16 protein-coding genes are annotated in these 23397 nt (G+C 47.8%); 4 read left to right on the forward strand and 12 right to left on the reverse strand.

The annotated features are described in order from the left end of the window. The first annotated feature begins 73 nt into the window (after nucleotides 1–73). Together MHH50_RS25700 and MHH50_RS25705 are read left to right on the forward strand one after the other, a co-directional pair. Nucleotides 74–1375 (forward strand): aminotransferase class I/II-fold pyridoxal phosphate-dependent enzyme, encoded by a 1302-nt coding sequence (locus MHH50_RS25700; protein WP_036679816.1) that lies wholly within the window; start codon nucleotides 74–76, stop codon nucleotides 1373–1375. Between the two features lie 150 nt (nucleotides 1376–1525). After that, nucleotides 1526–1645, forward strand: a complete 120-nt coding sequence (locus tag MHH50_RS25705; protein WP_212592220.1) for a YjcZ family sporulation protein — start codon at nucleotides 1526–1528, stop codon at nucleotides 1643–1645. A gap of 530 nt (nucleotides 1646–2175) precedes the next feature. Here the strand turns inward: MHH50_RS25705 and MHH50_RS25710 are convergent. The 6 genes from MHH50_RS25710 to MHH50_RS25735 form a co-directional block, all read right to left on the reverse strand. Then, complete coding sequence (locus tag MHH50_RS25710) at nucleotides 2176–10137, reverse strand: glycoside hydrolase family 3 N-terminal domain-containing protein (protein ID WP_340033630.1); 7962 nt, start codon at nucleotides 10135–10137, stop codon at nucleotides 2176–2178. 144 nt (nucleotides 10138–10281) lie between these two features. Continuing rightward, nucleotides 10282–11502: an ABC transporter permease gene (locus MHH50_RS25715; RefSeq protein ID WP_076141980.1), complete on the reverse strand. Its 1221-nt coding sequence runs from the start codon at nucleotides 11500–11502 to the stop codon at nucleotides 10282–10284. A 1-nt stretch (nucleotide 11503) separates the two neighbouring features. Further along, nucleotides 11504–12250 (reverse strand): ABC transporter ATP-binding protein, encoded by a 747-nt coding sequence (locus MHH50_RS25720; protein WP_036679788.1) that lies wholly within the window; start codon nucleotides 12248–12250, stop codon nucleotides 11504–11506. Further along, the gene (locus MHH50_RS25725; protein WP_339244835.1) at nucleotides 12247–13755 is read right to left on the reverse strand and encodes a DEAD/DEAH box helicase; all 1509 of its coding nucleotides are present in this window, start codon (nucleotides 13753–13755) and stop codon (nucleotides 12247–12249) included. The genes MHH50_RS25720 and MHH50_RS25725 overlap by 4 nt, the downstream gene beginning before the upstream one ends. 97 nt (nucleotides 13756–13852) lie before the next feature. Beyond that, nucleotides 13853–14629 carry an SDR family oxidoreductase gene (locus MHH50_RS25730; RefSeq protein WP_076127922.1) on the reverse strand — a complete coding sequence of 259 codons (777 nt, stop codon included), beginning with the start codon at nucleotides 14627–14629 and terminating at the stop codon, nucleotides 13853–13855. 28 nt (nucleotides 14630–14657) lie between these two features. After that, on the reverse strand, nucleotides 14658–15113 hold the full coding sequence (locus tag MHH50_RS25735) for a chemotaxis protein CheX (RefSeq protein WP_036679793.1): 456 nt from the start codon (nucleotides 15111–15113) through the stop codon (nucleotides 14658–14660). A 254-nt stretch (nucleotides 15114–15367) separates the two neighbouring features. Between MHH50_RS25735 and MHH50_RS25740 the strand changes: the two genes are divergently transcribed. After that, a complete protein-coding gene (locus tag MHH50_RS25740) occupies nucleotides 15368–16270 on the forward strand; it encodes a LysR family transcriptional regulator (protein WP_038573173.1) in 903 nt (300 codons plus the stop codon). 71 nt (nucleotides 16271–16341) lie between these two features. Further along, nucleotides 16342–17151 (forward strand): histidinol-phosphatase, encoded by an 810-nt coding sequence (locus MHH50_RS25745; protein WP_340033631.1) that lies wholly within the window; start codon nucleotides 16342–16344, stop codon nucleotides 17149–17151. Nucleotides 17152–17294: 143 nt separating this feature from the next. Here MHH50_RS25745 and MHH50_RS25750 read toward each other — a convergent pair whose 3' ends face one another. The 6 genes from MHH50_RS25750 to sdhA all read right to left on the reverse strand — a co-directional run bounded on the left by MHH50_RS25750 (nucleotide 17295) and on the right by sdhA (nucleotide 23389). After that, complete coding sequence (locus tag MHH50_RS25750) at nucleotides 17295–18026, reverse strand: NADPH-dependent oxidoreductase (RefSeq protein ID WP_254847707.1); 732 nt, start codon at nucleotides 18024–18026, stop codon at nucleotides 17295–17297. Between the two features lie 209 nt (nucleotides 18027–18235). After that, nucleotides 18236–18778, reverse strand: coding sequence for a GNAT family N-acetyltransferase (locus tag MHH50_RS25755; RefSeq protein ID WP_076184756.1), 543 nt, complete (start codon nucleotides 18776–18778; stop codon nucleotides 18236–18238). 38 nt (nucleotides 18779–18816) lie between these two features. Next, the gene (locus tag MHH50_RS25760) at nucleotides 18817–19746 is read right to left on the reverse strand and encodes a metallophosphoesterase (protein ID WP_340033632.1); all 930 of its coding nucleotides are present in this window, start codon (nucleotides 19744–19746) and stop codon (nucleotides 18817–18819) included. Nucleotides 19747–19803: 57 nt separating this feature from the next. Then, nucleotides 19804–20595, reverse strand: coding sequence for a DUF3891 family protein (locus MHH50_RS25765; protein WP_076218137.1), 792 nt, complete (start codon nucleotides 20593–20595; stop codon nucleotides 19804–19806). Between the two features lie 211 nt (nucleotides 20596–20806). Further along, a complete protein-coding gene (sdhB, locus tag MHH50_RS25770) occupies nucleotides 20807–21571 on the reverse strand; it encodes a succinate dehydrogenase iron-sulfur subunit (protein WP_036679800.1) in 765 nt (254 codons plus the stop codon). Between the two features lie 75 nt (nucleotides 21572–21646). After that, nucleotides 21647–23389, reverse strand: coding sequence for a succinate dehydrogenase flavoprotein subunit (sdhA, locus tag MHH50_RS25775; protein ID WP_076127961.1), 1743 nt, complete (start codon nucleotides 23387–23389; stop codon nucleotides 21647–21649). Nucleotides 23390–23397 lie beyond the last annotated feature (8 nt).

Consider the following 23397-nt stretch of genomic DNA (forward strand, 5'->3'; position numbering starts at 1 on the left):
AATTGGCGGTGATATAATGTTAGGCAATGTTAACAGTATGTTATCCCCAAAGAACCCTGGAAGGATGAAACTGATGAATCCACTAGCTGGACAATTAAACGAAAGTATCAAAGCAGGAAATGAACATGTGTATGATATGCTCTCTACGCTTGGCAAAGAGATTTACTTCCCAAAAGAGGGCATCCTGAGCCAATCCGCTGAAGCAGGAGCTCACGCCAAGAAATACAACGCAACCATCGGTATTGCTACTGAAGGTGGCGTACCTATGCACCTCGGCGTCATTCAGGATAAACTCTCCGCTTACAGTCCTAAGGATCTTTATAGTTACGCCCCTCCGGCAGGTAAACCAGAGCTGCGTACTGTATGGCGTGAAAAGATGCTGCGCGAAAATCCATCGCTAGAAGGTAAAACCATCAGCAATCCCGTTGTAACCAATGCCCTGACTCACGGGCTTAGCATTGTCGCTGACCTCTTCGCAGAGCCAGGTGACGCGATTATCTACCCGGACAAGAACTGGGAGAACTACGAATTAACCTTCGGAATCCGCCGCCATGGGGAGACCGTTAACTATCCGCTGTTCACAGAAGAAATGACGTTTAACAGTGCAGGTCTGGAAGACGCGCTGCTTGCTCAAAAAGAACGCGGCAAAGCGATTGTGCTGCTGAACTTCCCTAACAATCCTACCGGATATACTCCAGGGATTAAGGAAGGCGATGAGATCGTTGCAGCTATCCTTCGTGCGGCTGAGGAAGGCATCAACGTTGTTGTTGTAAGTGATGATGCATACTTCGGGTTATTCTTTGAGGATTCACTTAAAGAATCGCTGTTTGGCAAACTGGCTCATCTGCATCCTCGTGTGCTTCCAATCAAGATTGACGGTGCGACCAAAGAAGAATTTGTCTGGGGCTTCCGTGTGGGTTTCATCACTTATGCCTCGGAGGACAAAGACCTGCTGGCAGCATTGGAGCAAAAAACACTAGGCATCATCCGTGCCACCATTTCCAGCGGTGCGCATCCTTCGCAGACCTTCGTACTAGACGCCTTGAAATCTCCGGAATTCGAAGCACAGAAGGAAGAGAAGTTCCAGATCATGAAAGGCCGTGCGAATAAAGTAAAAGCACTGCTGGATAGCGGCAAATACGGCGAGGATGTGTGGACGTATTATCCTTTTAACTCCGGTTACTTTATGTGTCTGAAGCTGCACACAGTTGCGGCTGAAGATCTCCGGCTTCACCTGATTCATAATTACGGACTAGGCACTATTGCTTTGGGTGAAACTGACCTACGTATTGCTTTCTCATGTATCGAAGAGGAACAGCTCGAAGATCTTTTCGATCTTGTATACGCAGGTGTTCGCGATTTAGAAAAAGCCTAACTGAACTTTATATAGCTTACAATCAGCTCCGTTTTCACGGAGCTGATTTTTTTTGTACACGAATCCGACATTGGCCTATACACGCCCCACTCTCCGCACATACAATACGATGTACTCAAGTACAACACACACACCGAAAGGGGAATGAACATGAGCGAAGAAGTTAGAGGCGGATATGGATGTTGTGGAGGTGGCCCATTCACTAGCACTGGCGCCATCCTGGTTCTCTTTATCTTGCTGGTTATCATCAGCCGTTCACTTTTTGTCTAACCATTAATGACAGTCTCGGGAGAGAGCTTTAAGCTCTTTCCTATTTTCAATCCCTTTTTTTTCACAATAGACGTGGGTGTCCAGTAGGTCATGATAATGGCTGCTGTGACGTCTGCGTCTTTTTTTAAAAATTCCACCTTGTTCTTAGCACCAACCGCACCAACCTTTGTTACCTCAGATCACATTTGCCCGCACAAAAGCAGCTATCGGACACCGCAAACCCTAAAGGCAGTATAATCCCATATTTGGTTTCCTTACGGACCCCAAAGCCGTTATTGGCATGCCAAACCCCAAATATGAACCTCTTCATAGGGAATAACGCCACTGGTGTCCGAACTTCCCCGATAAAGGTTGTAGATTTGCAAATAACGTCAACTGGGTCCGTAAGCCTCAGGGGATAATTATGATCGGCGGCGGAGGTGCGGGCTTAATGTAGATCCAACAACCACACCTAAAAAAGGCTGTCGCAAACGTAGAAAATCTACGGCTGCGACAGCCCAAAAGCTTAAAGTATCTTTACAACTGATGTATTACAGATTGTACAAGTTGTAGATCAAAACCGCTGCCTCTGCACGGGTGGTAACACCTTGTGGATGAATCCGCAAGCCGTCTCCCTTGATCAGGCCAGCACGTATTAGTGCTGCCACACTGTCACGTGCAAACGCTGATACTTGCTGGCTATCCGTGAAACGGGTCATTGAAGCTCCGTTGCCGGCTGGAAGCTGTCTGCCGGCTGCTGCAATCGCTTTTGCAGCCAATGTCATCATTTCCTGCCGCGTAACAGAAGCGTTAGGATCAAAGCTTCCATCTGGACGACCAGTGGCGATCCCCAACTGCTTCGCTATAGCCAACGCTTCATATCTGTAATCGCCAGGCTGCACACCTATGAAGCTTTCTGCACTAACGCCTTCCAAGCCAAGCGCTTTTATAAGCAGGAGCACAAAATCTCCCCGCTTCACTTCCGCTTGAGGCACAAATTGATCCTCTGTCATTCCGTTGATGATGCCTTTGGAGCCAAGCACCTCAATCGCATTGCGGGCCCACTCAAATTTACCGATATCCCGGAATGTCTTCTCCGTAAAGGTGATACTGTACGTACCAGAGAGAATTCCTGTAAAGGAAACCATCCCTGTAGCAGCGATATATCTGCCACTTGGAACAACCGTTAGAATCCCCAACGGATTCAGACTATGAATCGTTATATGTCCTTCTTTACCGCGTTCTTCTGATCGTGGAATATACGGTAGGGACACCTTAACCCGCATGTCAGGACTGTTCCATACGGCTTCCTTGCCATTGATAGTTACGCTCAGTTTAAATTCTGGACGAGAATCTGAATCCACCTTGGTTATCGTAATTACCCAAGGGGTTCCTGCCTCTTTTGCCGCTTGTTTCAGCAGACTACCTGGCAGCTCCAGCACACCAAATTCAGTATGAACGACCAATGAAGTCTTATCATCTGCAAAGATTATACCGTTTGGCAATTGCAGCTCATAACCCTTAGCTGTAGCTACTGCCGGTATATCAACAGTAACCGCTGAAGTTGCTCCACTTAAGCCTGCTGTAGCAGCCTTTTTCAAGCTCTCCAGGTCTACACTTGCTCTCGCCGCACCGGTATTACTGTTCAGCACTGGTGTTGCTGTAAGGAGGGTGCTGCCGGTTACACTGCCTGCATTTCCGCTTGAATTCCCCCCTGTTGTTCCGCTGTTGCCACCACCTGTGGTACCCCCGCTTCCGGAAGTTGGTGCTGTCGTTGGCCGAGTAGTCGGTTCAATGGTTGGACTTGGGGTTGGTTCAGGCGTTGCTGTTGGTGTAGGTGTTGGATCAGGTTTATCCGCAGAAACAATATATTCAAAACTGGAAATATCACTTGGCTTCCAGCCCTCTTTTACAGCAATCGCCTTAATCGTCTTGCTCTTGCCTACATAAATCACTCCACTATACAGTTCGCTGGCTGCTGTAGGTACAGTGCCATCCAACGTGTAGTGAATAGACGCTCCAGCTGTAGCTGTAGTTAACTTCACGGCAACCTGCCCTGTATAAGTTCCCCCGGCAGGATCAGCCTGCGGTGCAGACACCGTTTTCATATCAACCACTCCGCTGATCACATACGTGAATGGAGCTACAAAACTGTTCTCCATGCCCTCTTTTACCGCTATCGTACGAAGAACTGTGACTCCTGCTGCGTCAATAGTTCCGGTATAAAGTGGACTGTCTGCTGTAGGCAATGACCCATCGGTTGTGTAATGAATCTCTGCTCCTGATGTCGCTGTAGTAAGGCTGATCGTTTGTAATCCGCTGTAAGCTCCCGGTTTCAAAGAAGAAACAGGTAAGGAAACCTTTGAATGAATCGGCTGCTCTCCTTCTTCCGTCCGTTCCAGCGTAAACCAATCTAGATTGGCACCGTCATTATTGAAGCTCATCCGTACTACCTGTTTTCCTTGCGCAAGTTGTACGACACCACTCGCCAGCGTGTAATTCGACCATCCACCTGTAGTAGGCATAGGCACTGTTGAGAGTTTTGTACCCTTTACAGATAACGTAGTGCTTACCCCGCCTTGTGCTGTAGCATACCGATATACGATTTTATAAAATCCGGCTTCAGTAATATCAAGGACATAATCCATGGAACCCCCTGCAACGGTAAACCCTACATTTCTAAAGTCCAGCACACCGCCAGTCATGGTACTCTGAATTCCATTGGGTGTAGCATCGTAATAATTCTCGGCTTCCACCTTTAAAGAACCAGCGCCATCCATGATTTCTTCAGTATAAGGTTCTATTTGAATACCACTGAGCTCGTATCCTGCTGATCCAGCTTGCAGGCGCAGCTTCTGTTCACCCGCCTTCAATTGAAGAACGGTGCGTATGCCAACGGTTTGCGAGTAAAGATTCGGCACATCAACGGTTCTTAATGTCTTCCCATCCTCCGTTTTATAAATAATGCCCTTAGGAGCACCATTCGCGGAAGTTACGGTAAGCGTAAAAGCATAGTTTCCATCCTGCGGCACGTTTACCCAGTAATCGATGCTGTCTCCAGCATCAATGCCGGTCAGCTTCGTTCCGCTGCCTTGACCGCTGACTGTGATCCCTTGCAGCTGGTAGAATTGATCCAGTGCGTTCAAGCTTGTGACTTCTATAGGTGCTGTAGCACTAGTTGTTCCTAAGAGCTTAACCTCCGCACGCAGCACGCCGCCACCACTTGAATCGGCATAAGCATTTGCTGGCACATTTACGGTAAGCTGCAAATCACTATAATACGGGGTATGATCATTCCAGGCCAGCGTCAGCTTCACATGGGTAGGGTCAAGTAAGGCAGCTGCCCCAATACTTACATGCCCCTGATCCTTACCTGGGCCCGAGACAGAAATGCTCTGAATGGCATCAGGATTAAATGTCCCTCCTGAAAGGCTGACTACCAATTCATTCCCGTTCACTTGATAAGGCAGAGTACTCGGAGAAAGACTGATGCTCTCTTCGTCGTTGATTGCTGTAACTATAAGAGGCAATTTCAGAACATGTACGCTGCCAAAAGACTGATTTGATTCTGTCTGATACACATCAGCGGTAACCGTAAGAATACGATCCGTGTCGAAATCAATAATTCGCGTACCCGCTAATACGACCTTCGCTGTATAATCATCCACCCGGTATACGCTATTGACAACTGTACCTTCGTAACCTTCAATAGACCAATAAGCGGTGTCCAGTTCAGGTGCATATTTGTCATTTACTAGCTTGACGATAACTTCTGCACCCTCCTCATTTCCTTCTACCAGAGCAGTCTCCGATTGAAGCGCGGGGCCGATCGTAAGCGACTGCAGATGAAATCCTGCTCCATTTACTTTCATGGTCAGCGTCTGCTCCCCGGCAGGCAAGGTTACCGTTCCATTAGCTATTTGCCAATTGGACCATCCCCCCGTCTTCGTCAAAGCATAAGTAGCTGCCGTTACCGTTACTCCATCCTCTCCCGTCAGCAGTTCCAGCTCTGCATCATCCTGATTAGTAGCATAGGAGATCAGGAGTGGGTAGGTACCGCTGGCAGGTACATTAATCTTGTACTTCACCCAATCGCCGGGGTCAGTATAACCCACTGCACCACCCGTTACTAATACACCTGAAGCTGTCGTGTAGTCTTGCCCTTGAAGCACAGCAGGAAGCTCATGTGATCCGGAAGGCGCTTGGCGTAAAGCTAATGAACGGATATTATAACCGTTCCCGTTCGTCTTCAAGGTGAGCTTGTGAATGCCCTTGTTCAGAGAGATCAAGGATTGATAATCTGCAAAATCGGTCAGACTCTCCGTCTGCTGCACAATTGGAAGCGTAGCAATGACCTTACCATCTTCACTAATCTCCACCGATTTTCCGGCGCCATCGCTGAATTGAGCGGCATGCTTAAATTGAAGTGAATATTCACCGCTCTCTTTAACATCAATCACATAGTCGAAGGTGGACGATGCGTCTGGCGAGAACCCGCCAATATAACCCTGCTCATTCACAGTGTAAACCCCTTGCGCTTCTTCAAAATCAACAGCACTCACTACACCCGGCACCGCCTGTATACCATTCAGACGTTCCCAGCTATAAGTGCCCACTGATTTCGCCGGCAGCACAGCACTAATTTGCGCACCGTCCACTAGCAATTTAAACGGCTGTGGATCCGACGTCTGGTTGATTACTACCGTCACAATCTCTTTTCCATCTGGACTAGCAAAAGCTACGTTCGTTACAGTACTGCTTGAGCCGTAGTCACTATCAATCCGCACGTACCCCGGTTTAACGAATTTTGTATATTGGCCCATCAGATAATATTCTGGCAGCAGCCAGTAATGGTTACGGTCTCCCGAATCCTGCACAATCGGGGTTGGGTCTGGCGTTCCGGTCCACTGATGGGAGGCAATATCACTGTCCAGCATCGCTACCCAGGAGTTATAGCTGCGGGCCCAATTACGGAAATATTGAGCAATGCGGTCTGCGCCTGAGGTACCCCAGACTGCGCGTTCGGTCAAATATACATTTTTGTCAGGATAGAGATTATGGAGTTGGGTCATCAGACCAAGGTCACCGCCATAATCATGAAAAGCAGTTCCGTCCACCGCATCGTAGGCACCTAATTCAGGATTGCCTAGGATTTGTGCTGGATAGGCCATCGTGTCACCAGGATTATGATCAAATGTCCACAGCTTCACGTCTTTGAAACCATGTTCATCTAATTCCTTCCGCAGCAGTTTAGCCAGCTGGGCTTCTTGCTCCCACGGCATTTTGGTGCTTGGATATTCAATTTCCAGCAAAGGTTCATTCTGCAAGGTCAGACCTTCAAAGGTAATTCCCAGCTTCTCGTACTCCTGTACGAATTTAAGATAATATTTGGCCAGTACAGGCAGATATTCATCCTTCACTTGGCCTTTGATCATACTGTCTGTAGTCTTCATCCAACCGGGCGGGCTCCAAGGTGAGGCGAAAAACTTAATATCCGGATTGATGTTTTGAATTTTTTTAACCGTGCTGATGATATGGTAGTCAATGTCCTTTTGGATGGAGAAATTCTCCAAATTAATGTCGGTTTGTCCTGGAGGCATATCATCGTAGGTATAAAATTGTTTATCTGTAAAGTCAGCCGTCCCAATCGTCAACCGGAGCATACTCATTCCGATCCCCGATACAGGATCAATCATTTTCCGCAGCAATTCCTCCTGCTTCGCCGCAGACATCTTCGCCAGATTATTGACCGTCGATTCCTCCATGGAGGTACCGATCCCTAGAATAGATTGATATTTCCGGTCAGGATCAATATGGATCTCTGTACCTGCCTTCACGTCGGGAACCACAATATCCAGCTTCGCCTGCTCTTCCAGCTTCAAATCACCCTCTTGATAACGGTCAGCATAATACCACTTCCGATCGGAAGGATCTCGCTCACTCGATACCCAAGAGCTAACTACATCTGACTTAATAACATGTTTAGTGCTTTCCCCGCCATCTCCGGGATTCGATGGATCTACAGGCACATCACCTGTTCGAGTGAAGCTTACCCAGTTCAGGTTGATATCCCCACCGGTAAATTCCAGACGGATCTTTTGCAACCCTGCCTTCTTAAACACAACATTTTCTACAGCTTTCGTCTGCCAATTCTGCCAGCCACCTGTTGAGGTCACGCTTAATGTTCCTAGCTTAGTTCCCTCTGCTGATTTGATGTTGACGCCTGTAGTGCCACTATTAACGGAATAGCGGAAATCGGCTTGATACGTACCTGCTTGCGCCACATTCACGTTATATTCGAGCCACTGGCCAGCCGAGGTATAGCCGACATTGAGACCGCCACCTATATCCTGCGTATTTTCAGTTTGCAGTCCTGCGCTTTTGTTCAAAAAATCCTCTGCTTCAATTTTGCCGGGAATCGGCAGAGAAGGAATCTCTGGAGCTTCCGGATCGACAGGAGCGGTTGGAAGCTTTGGTGTTTTCTCATTTTTGGTCAAGCCATATCCCGTTTTGAACAACACATTTGTACTGTTATTGTCTGCCGGATAATTGTTCAAAGTGAATGGCCAACGAATCGGATTTTTGCCTACAAAATCCTTAGTACCAAATAACACATCAGCTACTCCAGCACCCTCTGTGCCTGGTAGCCAAGCTGCCACAAGCCCATCCCAATCTTCCAATTGGCTGGCTATCGTCATTGGACGTCCAGACACCAGTACAACGATAAGCGGAATATTAGGATCAGCAGCACGTATATTCGCAAGTGTCGCCAGATCCTGCTCATCCAGATTCAAGCTGGTCCGGTCGCCATCGGTCTCGGCGTAAGGTGTCTCACCGATAACAGCGATCGCCGCATCATAACCCGCAGCCCCACGCCCATTAAGGTTATATGTGACCGTTGTAGAAGCAGGAACAGCCTCCTTTATCCCTTCGAGGATCGTCGTGCCTTCAGTTATATTGCCCGACTTCCCTTGCCAAGTGATCGACCAGCCGCCGGCTTGGTTACCGATATTATTAGCGTTTTTACCCGCTACGAATATTTTATCCATCCCGCTTAATTGCGATAGAATTGGACTTCCATTTACCTCATCGTTCTTCAAAAGAACAAGCGACTCCGCCACAGCTTGGCGGGCTAATTTGCGGCTTTCTGCTGAGCCAAAAGCACTCAACAGCTCCGGTTCGCTTTTGGGATGCTCGAACAATCCTGAAGCGATTTTGACCTGCAGGATACGTTCTGCCGCATCATCTATGCGCTCCGTAGAGATTTTACCTTCGCCTACAAGTTCTGTGATGTACTTAATCGTATCCTTCCAAACGGTCGGCATCATGAACATATCGACTCCGGCGTTTACGGACACATTCAGCTGGTTCTTCAACCCGCTAACAGCTTTGCCCTCGCTATCCACTGTGATTTGCTGCACAGCGTTATAATCCGAGATAACGAAACCGGTAAAGCCAAGTCCGCCATTTTTCTTGTCACCCTTCAAAACATCGGTCAGCAAATGTTTATGGGCATGCATTTTAAGACCTTGGATGCTGTGATAGGAGGCCATAACCGTCTGCACCCCTGCGTCTACAGCTGCTTTATAAATTTTCAAATCCTTATCCATGATCTCTTGCTCGGTATATTTAGTGATGTTGCCTTGATTTACACCATTATCCGTATAACCTTCACCTAGATAATGTTTTGCAGTTGCCGTGATTGTATCTGTCCCTGCCAATGCAGCAGCAGTCCGTCCTTGCAGACCAAACACATAAGCCGCACCTAGTTCTGCTGAAATATCCTGATTATCACTAAAACCTTCATAGGTTCTACCCCATCTTGCATTATGAGGGGAGGCTATCGTTGGGGCAAACGTCCAGTTCGCTCCTGTTGCGGCTACTTCCTTAGCAGCAGCTGCACCAATAAGCTCAGTCAATGCGGGATCATTAGCAGCCCCTAGACCAATATTATGCGGAAAAAGCGTCGCGCCTTTGACATTGTTATGTCCATGCACCGCATCCACCCCATAGAGCAGCGGAATGCCTAATCTGGTAGACAATGCACCATCCTGATAACTATCAATCAAACTTCTCCAGTTATCGCGAGTGCTGTCACTTTCTTTTCCGTTAGGGAATGAGCCTCCCCCGCTGAGTACAGAGCCAAGAGCATATTTCTGTACCTCCTCAGGTGTGACGGCAGCTCTTTCTGCTTGAACCATCTGCCCAATCTTCTCTTCCAGCGTCATTCGGGATAATAGATCCGCAGTGCGCTCCTCCACACTTTTTGTGGGATCATAGTACATTGGAACTCCTGCGGCATCCGCTGCGGCCCGCGGTATACCCGCCTCAAGCACATTCAAGAATAAGGATGATAGTAAAAGCGCCACCATGAATATTGATAATCTTCTTTTCACGCCTGAATCCTCCCCCAATACTGTTTTGTTGGTACGGATGACTACGCCTATAAATGGAAGCGTATACATGATGTAAGATACAGGCTTATTATGCTGGAGCCATCTGGTAAAAGACATACAGCATTTTTTAAATACTCTGTTCCGTTTTTGCAAATTTAAGGACTTGCCCGCTCAAATTATGCTTCCAGCAAAAAAAGGCTCTCTCATTCGTAGAATTTCTCTACTGTGAGACAGCCTTTTTATTGTGACTATGAAATTGCTTTACAAATCATCGTCATCCAATCGTGCCGCTTTGCGGGACAAGTATCCTTTAAACAGAAAGACTACCACAATACCTGCCGCTAAGGTAAAGATCACTGGCATCAGACGGTCACCTATGGAAGCTAAGAAAGGTAATCCAAGAACCAATGCCACAACCAGATGCGCACGGAATACAAATTGTGTTGTGTTGTCCGCCTTACTGCCTTCAGGAAAAGGATACACTGTCAGCCAAAAAGACTCGCTATGCAATTTGCGGAGTGCCGACAATTGAACACCAATGATAAACAGGAAGAACAAATAAATTCCGGTGCCAAAGTAACTATCACGGTTCCACCAATTCAGCAGCAGAGCCAGCACCGATATCCGCATAATGATTCCAAAGATATCGCCCCGGGCAAAGCTTTTGGTCAGCAGATACCGATAAGCAGTATCCTTGCGCCAAGGCAGCTTAGCGCCCCATTTGGAAAGATAACGGCGGGAATACACCCGTTGCTCACGGCCCGGCACATCCACGAACCAGCCCAGAACCATCAGCGCACGTGCACCTTGATTGTTTTCCATGGCGATCAGTCTTTCCCATGGCACAGCGTGACGTCCGGGCACAGACAGTGCAGCAAGATAGGCTGCTGCCAATAACACCATAAATATCAGGCTCGGGCCGGCAGGCTGCCACAACCAAGCGGCAATAATCAAACCTCCAACTGCCCAGCGCAAGAAAGCATACACACCTGCCATCGGACGTGACAGCATAGCTATCTCTTTCCATAATCCATAACTCGCGATCAGCTTCACAGCAATCAGGATCAACACTGTAAATAAAAGTCGCTTGGGAGAATCATCTGTACGTATGTACAACGGCCAAAGGGTGATCAGTACAAATAACAAGCGAATGATCTTCCACACGTTTCCACTGACCCAGGATGGTGCAAAATATTCCTTCATGCGGTGACCCTGAGGCAGCAGAAAGATCGTATCCGGGGTCTGCAAATAGGTTCGGAAGCCGCTATGCACTGTCGCAGGCAACAGTAATGCTAACATAATCCAGCGAATGGGAATGCCTTCAGGTACATTTTGTAGCAGCGATGTATACCAAGCAGAGAAGACAATCAACACGAACAGGAAGACCATGGCTACGCCGCTTTGAATGATATATCCCACATAAGGAAGCATACTTCCCATGAATCTACCGCGCCGCGTGCGCCGCAGCTCTTTCAAATCCATATTATTTCCCTCCCTGAACCAGCTCGTAGAACAGCTGCTCCAAAGTCAGCCCCTGATGCCCGGCAGTTGCCGCTATTTCCGCCAGCGTGCCCTGTGCAATCACCTTACCTTTATGCAATACAATAAAACGGTCGCAATAATTCTCTATTGTGGAAAGAATATGAGAGCTTAACAGAATCGACGATCCAGAGTTCTTCAGATCCATCATGAAATCAAGCAAGGAGCGGATCCCTAGCGGATCCAATCCTAAAAAGGGCTCGTCGATGACATATAAAGCAGGTCGTGCAACGAAAGCGCACATGATCATAACCTTCTGTTTCATCCCTTTGGATAGATGGGTCGACAGGGTGTCCATCTTATCCTCCATATGGAACAGCTTGGCAAGATGCGAGGTGCGGGATTCATAATCCTTTTGATCTACCCCATAAGCTCTGGCAGTAAATTCAACATGCTCACGAACCGTCATTTCGTCATACAGTAGCGGCGATTCCGGTACAAAAGACAACGCATTATTGTATCCAACGGGATCTTCAGCACGCGTCTTGCCCTGTACGGTGATATCGCCCTTATGGGGCGACATCAATCCTAGAATATGCTTCATCGTCGTACTTTTTCCTGCTCCGTTTAAACCAATCAATCCAACCATTTCGCCAGGCTGCACCTGAAGTGCAATATCATGCAGCACTGGCTTATTCAGGCTGTACCCACCACTGAGACCCGTAATTTGCAATACGGGAGCATTATTCATTGACCGTCACCTCTCGGAGTTTTGTCTTTCAACCACTTTGGAGCTCCTTTATTTTTACGGTTCTTCTCACGTTCCGCATTGCTGCTGCGTTTACTCCGTGCAGGAGTTGCATCTCCGCGTGCTCCCGCAGAAGGATTCGCACTGCGCTGTGGATCGCGCTGTTGTTCTCCGCTTGTTGTTTCACTTGTGTTAATCGTAGCCATTCTTTTGGCAGGCGGTGTACCTGCTCCAACGGATGGCGACTGAACATTGGAGGCTCCAGATGTGCTAACAGGCGGCTTGCCGCTGCGTGGAGCGGATCCATCACGGCGTTGCCCACTGCCTTCATTACTCCGTCCCCGTCCATTGTGCAAAGCGCTGCGTGCTTCATCTGCTGCAAGCACCTTACCACCGACCATCTCCCGCTCCTCAAGCGCAATATCCAATTCGCGGGCGAATTTCCGCATGATAAAGGTCTGTTGCTCTGTAACAATCGTTACAGATAAGCCGCGGCGTCCCATCCGTCCGGTACGGCCTGCACGGTGTACATAATGTTCAGAATCAAAAGCCGGATCGTAGCTAACTACCAAAGAAAGATTCTCAATATCCAGTCCTCTGGCAGCTACGTCACTGGCAACAAGCACACGAAATTTGCCTTCCCGGAAACCTTTTAATACATTGCTGCGCGTTACCTTATCGGCATCTCCGTAAAGTGCTGCCGCAGTAAGCCCAAGATGATTCAGCTTAGCCTCAACCTCGGCAATATCATCTGTAGCATTCACGAACACAATCGCTTTATCGGGATTGTAATGGCGAATCACCCGGCGCAGCATGTCCATTTTGTTACGCTCTTCAGCAACAACATAATGATGCTCCAAGCTTTCAGCAGTCATTACACCTGGAGCAATCCCAACCTCTGCCGGATTCTTCATTTCACGATTAGCCAGCGCTTTCGTCTCTGGTCCGATCGTTGCCGACAGCATAACAAGCTGGCGTGAACGCAGCGCACTGCTGACAATCTTTGTAACTTCGCCAGCTCCGCTAAGCTGGAACATTTGGTCCGCCTCATCCAGAACAATAGTACTGACTTCATGCATCTTCAATTTACGAAGTCCAATCAGCTCGCGGATCCGCCCAGGTGTTCCCACAACTAGCTGTGGATGCTCACGCAGCTTGTCAATCTGGCGTTTGATTGCGGCCCCGCCAATAAGACCCATAACTCGGATTCCGCGCTGTTCACCATAACGTTCCGCCTCGCGTAAGATTTGCATCGCCAGCTCCTGTGTAGGGGCGAGCACCAGCTTTTGGACCACCTTCTGCTCCGGATTAATCGTTTGAAGCAGCGGCAATAGATAGGCCAGCGTCTTACCCGTTCCAGTCTGGGAAGCTGCAATAACATCTCTTCCCTCTAGTAGAAGCGGTATTGTCTGCTCTTGTACCGGGGATGGAGCGTTAATGCCGAATTCCGACAACCGGGCAATGAGGTCTTCCTGAATGCCGATAGCCGCAAAAGAAGCTTTATTCATAAGTGTAATTCATCCTTTTCGCTTGAGATAATATCTTCATTATATGCCAAAAAGGCCTCTCCACCAAATGGAAGGCCAATAAAGCTGACAACAGGGTCTATTTTCTGTTCATCGCATTATAAGTAAGCTTGTCCGCCAGGCGAGGAAACAGCCCGTAAAGCCGTATGCCAAACCCTGCCAGACCCGGAAGATCGAGCTCTTCTTTGCCGGTCTCCATAACCTTAACGATCTTAGAAGATACGTGCTCTGGGGTCATCATCATCCGGGCTACACTCTTCTCATAATTGCCAGAGGGGTCAGCCGTTTTGAAAAAATCGGTGGCGATCGGCCCCGGGTTCACAGCCGAGACGATAATTCCACTCTTCCGCAGCTCCTGACGGAGCGCATTTGTGAATCCGAGTACAGCATGTTTGGTAGCCGTATAGGCTACGGACTTGGCTGTGCCTATCTTCCCTGCCATGGAAGCCACATTTACAATCTGGCCGCTTCCCCGCTCCAGCATATGTGGAACAACAGCCTTCGTGCACCGGACAATCCCCATGTAGTTAACATCCATCATATCGTCAAATTCATGAGGCTCCATCTCTGTAAAAGCAGCAAATTTGCCGTACCCTGCGTTATTTAGCAAAATATCAATTCTGCCATATGCCTCCAAAATTTGTGCGAAGGTCTTCTGAACACCCTCAGCATCTGTTACGTCACAGGTGTACAGTCCAAAAACGCCCGGGATACCGGCCGCTGTTTCTTTCAGCTTCGCTTCGGAACGTGCTACCAGGACAGGGATTGCCCCCTTTTTACTAAGCATCTGTGCCGTTAATGCACCAATGCCGCTGGACGCTCCTGTAATCACAACAACCTTATCTTTGAGTACCATGAATAGTATTTCAGCTCCTAACTCTTGCCTAAGAGATCATCACCTGAATATCCATCTCTCCAACCCCATCCATCAACAACGGAATACTAAGCGCTTTACGAGGCATAAAAGACATGCTTTCCATCTTCATAATCTGAGGAGGACTTATATCCACCGAAACACCTTGATTATATAGAATGGTACTGGCATTCCCACTGATCATATTGCTCAGCTCTGAAATCGCACTTTGACCCATCTCATCCATCTCGGTGATCACAAAGCCACCCATCATAATCGATACCATTCGCAAGGCTACCTGCTCCGCGATACCAAATATAATATTTCCGCTCAGTTGGCCTGTCATCCCTACTTGAATCCATATATGATTATCGATCAGTTCAATTTCTTTAATGCCTAAACTCCCCGTAGAAGGCGAGACCTGAATTACTTGTTCTATAACAGTCCGTGCAGACTCTAGAAACGGATTAATTACTTCTGCTTTCATGAATGTCTAGTCTCCCCCTTTATCGTGCTTTGGTCATATACCAAAAGTCCCAAGCAATATGGATATATTATACTTTATATATCGGCACAATTCAGCAAAAATTAATGCATATGTCGAATTCAAACCCAAGATAGTTTACGCAGCAACATTGCTCTGCCGGGTATTATCTCCTATAATTTAAACAAATGCCAACGTGGAACGTAAGATATTAACGCAATTACACATCCAATTCGATGGTCCAAAGGAGGTATTCCATGAACATCAGCCAGCTGGAGACACTAATAACAATTTCCAAAACGATGAGCTTTCGCAAGGCCGGAGAACTGCTTAATCTGACCCAACCAGCGGTTTCAGCACAGATTAAGAGCCTTGAAGAAGAGTTCAAGACTCAGCTGGTTGACCGAAACCAGCCTGTTACATTAACGGATAGAGGGACTGTCTTTCTGGAGCATGCGGAACAAATAGTGAGGATTGTCGAGGAACTTAAGGAACGGCTTGCAGATCTTGATGAAAATCCCCAAGGTCATATAGTTTTAGGCACAACTACCTCAATCGCTATTCAAATTTTACCGCGTATTCTATCTTATTTTAAAGACCAGTTCCCCCATATCAAAACATCAATTTCCTCTATGTCCTCATCACAAATTTATCAGCATGTCGAAAACGGCATAGTTGATGTCGGCATCGGTTATTTAATTGGACGTAGCCCGGGCATGTCTACTTCCATTTTGTATTATGATACCTTCGAACTGGTGGTCTCTCCCAGACACCCTCTCGCTCAAGTGAAGACCGCTGGGATAGAAGCCTTAAGCAAAACCCCGCTGATTCTGCTCTCACCAGACACAGTGGGCCGTAAATTTGCGGATGAGGTTCTGAACAAACATGGCATTCAACCTCAGGTCATTATGGAGCTGACCAGCAGCGAGGAAGTGAAACGGATGGTCGAGCTCGATTTGGGCGCCGCCATTATTTCCAAGCAGTCAGTTACCGCTGAGGTTCGAGCCGGCACTCTCAAAATTGTGCCAATTATTGAGTTGGAGGTCACGCATCCTGTTGGTGTGATCACGAAATCAGGAAAATACGTAAACTCTGCTATGAGGCAGTTCCTAAGCGATCTTAAAGGCATGCCAGAAACCCAATTTATCGGGTCTGAATAAATCCCACCCACAAAGTGGAACCGATTACTTCTGAGCTGATTGCATAACCTTGTTTAAAGGAGATGTTCTTGATGAAATTTGATTTACACACCCATCATTTCCGCTGTGGCCATGCTGACGGAACGATTAGAGATTATATCGAAGCTGGGATTGCCGCTGGATTGAGCGTTATAGGTATTTCCGATCATACTCCCTATTTCGGAGATCCATCCGATCAGGCTTTTCCCAAAATCGCAATGGCTAAATCCGAATTTGCTAATTATGTAGATGATGTTCTCTCCCTCAAAAAAGAGTACGAAGGCGTTATCGACGTCCTGTTAGGCATCGAATCAGATTACTTCCCCGAACATGCTGAGATATACCGCAAGACATTATCCGCCTACCCTTTTGATTATGTGATTGGATCGGTACATAGTGTTGGTGGAGTCAGCATTTTTAACAAAGGGCGCTGGAAAAACCTTAGCAAAAATGAGAAGATCCGCGTGAAGTCTGAATATTACCGGTTGATTGCTGATTCCGCACGCAGTGGTATGTTCCAAATACTCGGGCATATTGATGCGATGAAGGGGAATTATCCTGCTTTTTCCGAAATTCCTGCACCTCAGCCGATTGACGATTGTCTGCGTGTAATTAGTGAATGTGACGTGGCCATCGAAATCAATACCTCAGGCGGAACTAAGCTGGTCGGCGGCTGGTATCCCTCTGAAGATATTCTGGAGCGGGCACTACATTTTGGCGTAGAGGTTAGTTTTGGTTCGGATGCACATAAGCCTTCCCGGGTCGCCGAGGATCGGGATGCGGTAGCTGCACAGCTCAAAGCAATAGGCTTTACACACTGGGTTTATTACAAGCAGCGCCAAAAAGTCAAAGTTTCTCTGTAATCAAGCCTAAACGACTTCAACGTCCCTATAAGGACGGTAAGCGTTAAAGCGAGAAATTAAATAATGCACCAAGCGTTATTGGTTTAGGGGCAGGGTTCACCCTCCGTTAAACCAATCTCAGCTTGGTGCATTTTTTTGTTTATTTACAGATTATCACAGCTAAAACCTTGTTGTTTCAGCGTACGTTTCGCATCTCCATATTCCGGGTTGATCTCATAAAAATGAGCAATCGTACTGGTCCAATCTCTCTCCGTCATCCCCTGCTGCTGCAAGTATTCACGGTGGGTTTGATTATATGCCTCCAGGAGGCCTTGTACATCCGGATTGTATTGCTCCTCATGAAATATAGCTTCCAGCGGCAGCCGCGGCTTCTGAGAAACCTCCTCCGCTGGGTATCCCACGCAGAGACCGACGACAGGGAATACGTACTCCGGCAGCTTCAGCAGTTCAATCACACCCGCTGTGTTGCGGCGTACACCTCCAATAGGAATGATGCCCAGTCCCATGGATTCCGCCGCTGCAATCGCGTTAGACAATGAGATTCCCACATCTGTAGCTCCAACCAAAAGTGCATCCACATCTTTTACGGCTTCAAAAGACTTGCCTTCCAGCTCACTAGCTACTTTAGCTCTATAAAAATCCATGCAAAACACCAAAAAAACCGGTGCTGCCGCTACATGTTTCTGATTTCCGCACAAAACTGAAAGCTGCTGCTTACGCGCAGGATCTTTGATGGCGATTATCGATACCTGCTGTCCATGAACCCATGACGGTGCGGCTTGAGCCGATTCAATCATTGTTTGTAGCTTCTCTGGCTCCACAGGCTGGTTTGAATATTGCCGGAAAGAACGATGATTTTTTAATGTTTGTACCACTTCATTCAAAATGTTACGCCTCCTTGGTCATTCCACTCCATAGTATGTTAATCATAAACGATCGGATTCGGTACTGCCAATCACTTACGCTACTCTTTTCAAACAAAAAAATGGACCCGAATCATCGGGTCCCAAAGCAGTATATTTTTAAAAGGGGGTCATGTACTTAGTTTAACCGCACACTGTTAGAGTTTGATAACGGCATTATTTCATTTGTGTAACAATGTGAATACTTTCATTACATCGTCCAAGGAGCCGACTTTGGGCATCACCCGCTCCAGCTTCATACCGTTCTTGAGCATCACACGTTCCGATCTAATATTATCTCCTGTGCAGCGTCCTTCGATCCTTGTTATCCCAAGGGTATGAACACTATAGTTCAAAAACAAACCCACGGCCTCCGTCGCCAGCCCGCATCCCCACCATGCCGGGTCCAGCATATATCCTAAGGTAGCTGTGCCCTCACGGCGGTTCCAATTCTGCAAAGCCACTATACCGATTAACCGCTGCTGCCCCTTTAAATAGATCCCGGCATGCAGCGCACAAGGATCGAAGGCAAATAACATCCGGTTTACCAGCTTCTCCACCTGGGCAGATACTGATCCAGGGCCGGAGCGTACTAGAATATGGCGCTGCACATCTGGATGGGAGAGCAGCTGCCGCAAAGCTAAAACATCCTCAGGCATGATCAGCCTCAGATCTACCGCTAAACCATGTTGTGTCTCTAACAACACTGCTCCATAGGTGCTCATCTTCTCTCCCCTTCCGTGCAGCTAAAATTCCAGCCTAATCAGCTCATGGACCGATGCAGCGTCAGAACCGTTAATTCTGGCCTACACAATAACCGAAAAGGCATGTATGTCTCTCCAAACCCTCTATTCACATACACAGGCATGGCTTTGTCTTCTGTATAATACAATCCATTTATGTATTTAAGTGATCCATAAGGTGTAAATGGCGCACCTATAAAGGGCAGGCGAATTTGTCCGCCATGACTGTGCCCGGAAAGCTGTAGATCAAATGAATAGGCCTGTGCGGTATCCGCATAATCCGGCTCATGCATCAAAAGAACGTTAAAGGTTCCTTCAGGAACACCAGCAATTGCTTTCGCTGGGTCGGGTTTACCGTGTAACAGATCATCCAGACCCGTAACCGCCATGACTGCCCCGCCTCTTTTTAGAAGGTAGGATTTATTCCTTAGCACCCGGAAGCCCGCAGACTCCAGCAGCTCGGTAACCAGCTGGGTATTCTTGTAATCATGATTGCCTAATATCGCAAATTTACCCAATGGCGCACTTAACGCTGCCAGCACCGGTACGGCTTCAACAAGATCCTCAGGATCGCTGTCCACAATGTCACCCGTGAAGCAAATAAGATCCGGTTCAGCTTTGCTTATATGTTTAGCGAGCCGGGCCAGATCCCTGGCATCCTTATTAAATCCGAGATGCGTATCACTGAAATGAACAAGCTTCATCCCTGAAAAAGCGGAAGGAAGCCCCTTAAAGCGCAAGTCCAGCTTAGTGACCTCAATCCAGTTCGGCTCCCCCTGCCATGCATATCCGCTTGTAAGCAATCCTGCGCCGATTACAGCAGCCGCACTCCGAGTCAGGAACTGCCGGCGGGTAATTGTAGACTCGCCACCAGAACGCCCCTTAGAGGTGTCCTTGTGGATCTTATCGCCATTCTTATTGGGAGAAGCCCCAGACGATTGTATCTTCATAGGGAGATTCTCCTTTCTTTACCTTTTCCCCGAAAAACAGATGGTCCAAATAATAACTTATATATTATTTCGGGCAGTTAGAACAATCCGGCATTCTTCTTCCGGAGTTTCGCTGTAAGCGCGTGCAATCCCTTTTTTTGCGATTTCTGATTTTTGAACTCGTCTCAGCATAAATGCTACTTCCAGCGTTTTTTCAAAAGGAAACGGTTCAAGCATTAACGTTGACTTATCCTGCCACTCCGCTGTGATAACACGACCTGACGTAAAACTGAAATCTTCAGTACCTGAGAACCCTTCACGCCACCATGGATGCTCCTCTGATTTCGGACACCCCGGCTCATTTAAGGCCAAATACAAGGACAGATCATCGCAGAATTCTAAAAGGCGGGCATCATAATACAGCTCATCTTCCCCAATAGGCTTGGAAGCTTCAAGCTCCCGATGGATACGTGCTCTGCGTTCCTCTTCATGTTCTTGATATAAAGTAAGCTCTGGATAATCGAGTCCCGCAATCTTAATAAGCCGCTCAAAATGCAAGCTGCACAGCAACGCTCCGTACGGTGTGTGTTCCTCGATCTCATCTAATCCACGCTTATAAAAGGTCAACTTAGGCACTACAGGAAAATCAATAAAGGTGTAGGGTGCTTGCTCCGCATCATTCCAGAAAGGGGTCTCATCCAGATCAATCCAGCCCCTATCATGCTGTGCTACTGCCCACAGTACCTCTTCCCGGCGTCCTTCAGTTGGCACATGCTGCTCTTTGAACCCAATGGCCAGCTCTCCGGCAAGTTTCCCGTGATCATGCTGCTTAACCATTACAATTGCTCCATCTTGCTCCCGACAAATCACGATTATTCCTCCTTGTTCCACAGCTAACATTACGTTAACAATGGATATTATAGCATAAATTGGTCAATGTTCTGAACCTGCTCCAGCCCTGCAAGACTTTCCCGCCACAAGCAGATAAGAGAGTCATAACAACATAAAAAAAGCTACCCCCCAGCGAATGGAATCCACTTTGAGGATAGCTCAATAGATAAACATTTGGCGGTACTATTAATTACACACCTAACCAACGTTTGAACATATGCTTCGTTGTTTGCTTGTTAATTTCTGCAATGGATGTCGTAAGAGGTATTCCCTTTGGACAAGCGCGTACACAGTTCTGTGAGTTACCACAGCCATCGATCCCGCCATCCTCCATCAGAGCGTCCAATCTTTCGTCAGCGTTCATTTCACCTGTAGGATGAGCATTGAACAGACGTACTTGAGAAATGGCTGCCGGTCCGATGAAATCCGTCTTTTCGTTGACATTCGGGCAAGCCTCCAAACATACGCCACAGGTCATACATTTGGATAATTCATAGGCCCACTGCCGTTTTTTCTCCGGCATCCGCGGTCCCGGTCCAAGATCGTACGTACCGTCAATCGGAATCCATGCTTTCACCCTTTTTAGTGCATTGAACATCCGGGTACGGTCAATGACTAAGTCACGCACCACCGGAAATGTCTTCATAGGCTCAATTCGTACAGGCTGCTCCAGATTGTCTATAAGTGCAGCGCAGGCTTGGCGGGGTTTGCCATTAATCACCATGGAGCAAGCTCCGCACACTTCTTCTAAACAGTTGGAATCCCAGCATACGGGAACTGTGCTGTCACCTTTGGCATTCACAGGGTTACGCTGAATTTCCATCAAAGCACTGATCACATTCATACCTGGACGATAAGGAAGTTCAAATTCCTCGACATACGATGAACTTTGTGGATCGTCCTGGCGGGTGATGATAAACTTTACGTTTTTGGGAGCTGCAGCTGTTTCCGCCATAATGGTTCCCTCCTAAAATTGCCTGATTTTATTTCATGAAGCTTGCCTCGCAAGCTATTCTGTTACTGGAAAGCATTAATCCTTCGAATAATCGCGTACCCGTGGAGGAATCAGCGAGACATCCACTTCGTCGTAGGAGATTTGTGGACCCTCTGCAGTCCAGGCTGCTTTTGTGGTCTTCAAGAACTCCTCATCATTACGATTCGGGAATTCCGGTTTGTAATGTGCACCACGGCTCTCATTCCGCATAAGCGCTCCAAGTGTCATCGCTTCGGACAGCTCCAGCATATTCCAGAGCTGGCGAGTGAAGGCCACACCTTGGTTATTCCAGCGCGATGCATCATTCATATTGATCTTGCGATAACGCTCCTTAAGCTCTTTGATTTTGCCAATGGTCGCTTCCAGCTTCGGATTGTGCCGCACCACGGTCATATTAGCGGTCATCCATTCGCCCAGTTCCTTGTGGATCACATAAGCATTCTCTGTCCCTGACATTGCCAATAGAGACTCATATTTGTCCGTTTGCTTTTTGTGGAAGCTATCGAATACGGAAGAAGAGATATCCTGCGATGATTTCTTCAGGCCTTTAATGTATTCAACAGCCTTTGGTCCTGCGACCATACCGCCGTAAATAGCAGATACCAGAGAGTTGGCGCCTAGACGGTTCGCTCCGTGATATTGATATTCACATTCTCCGGCTGCAAAAAGACCAGGAACGTTCGTCATTTGATTGTAATCAACCCACATGCCGCCCATAGAATAGTGCACAGCCGGGAAGATCTTCATTGGTATTTTACGGGGATCATCCCCCATGAATTTTTCGTAAATTTCAATAATCCCGCCAAGCTTCACGTCCAGCTCTTTTGGATCCTTGTGAGAGAGGTCCAAATACACCATGTTCTCGCCATTAATGCCCAGCCCTTGATCCACACACACATTAAAAATTTCACGTGTAGCAATATCGCGCGGCACCAAGTTACCGTAGGACGGATATTTTTCTTCTAGGAAATACCACGGCTTCCCGTCTTTATAAGTCCAGATACGGCCGCCCTCGCCACGTGCCGATTCCGACATCAGGCGGAGCTTGTCATCTCCCGGAATAGCCGTTGGGTGAATCTGGATAAATTCTCCGTTGGCATAATGTACGCCCTGTTGATACACCGCACTTGCGGCTGTCCCTGTATTAATAACGGAGTTCGTTGTTTTGCCAAAAATAATACCCGGCCCGCCACTTGCCAAAATAACAGCATCCGCAGGAAAAGTCTCAATCTCCATCGTCTTAAGATTCTGGGCACTGATGCCTCGGCATACACCTTCGTCGTCGATGATAGCTGAAAGGAACTCCCAGTTCTCGCGTTTAGTTACGAGACCTTCAGCTTCCCAGCGGCGCACCTGCTCATCCAACGCGTACAGCAGCTGTTGGCCTGTAGTCGCGCCGGCAAAAGCTGTACGGTGCCGCTTCGTTCCGCCGAAACGACGGAAGTCGAGCAGACCTTCCGGTGTGCGGTTGAACATAACGCCCATCCGGTCCATAAGGTGAATAATACCTGGCGCAGCTTCACACATCGCCTTAACCGGCGGCTGATTCGCCAAAAAGTCACCGCCATAGACGGTGTCGTCAAAATGCTCCCAAGGGGAGTCGCCCTCACCTTTGGTATTTACAGCGCCATTGATGCCGCCTTGCGCACATACGGAGTGTGATCTTTTTACAGGAACTAATGAGAATAAATGGACATGCGCACCGGCTTCCGCTGCCTTGATGGTAGCCATCAGGCCGGCCAGGCCGCCGCCCACGATAATGATATCGGATGTTGCCATGATAGTTC

This window comes from Paenibacillus sp. FSL H3-0302 (assembly GCF_037982245.1).
GTDB lineage: Bacteria > Bacillota > Bacilli > Paenibacillales > Paenibacillaceae > Paenibacillus_AQ > Paenibacillus_AQ odorifer.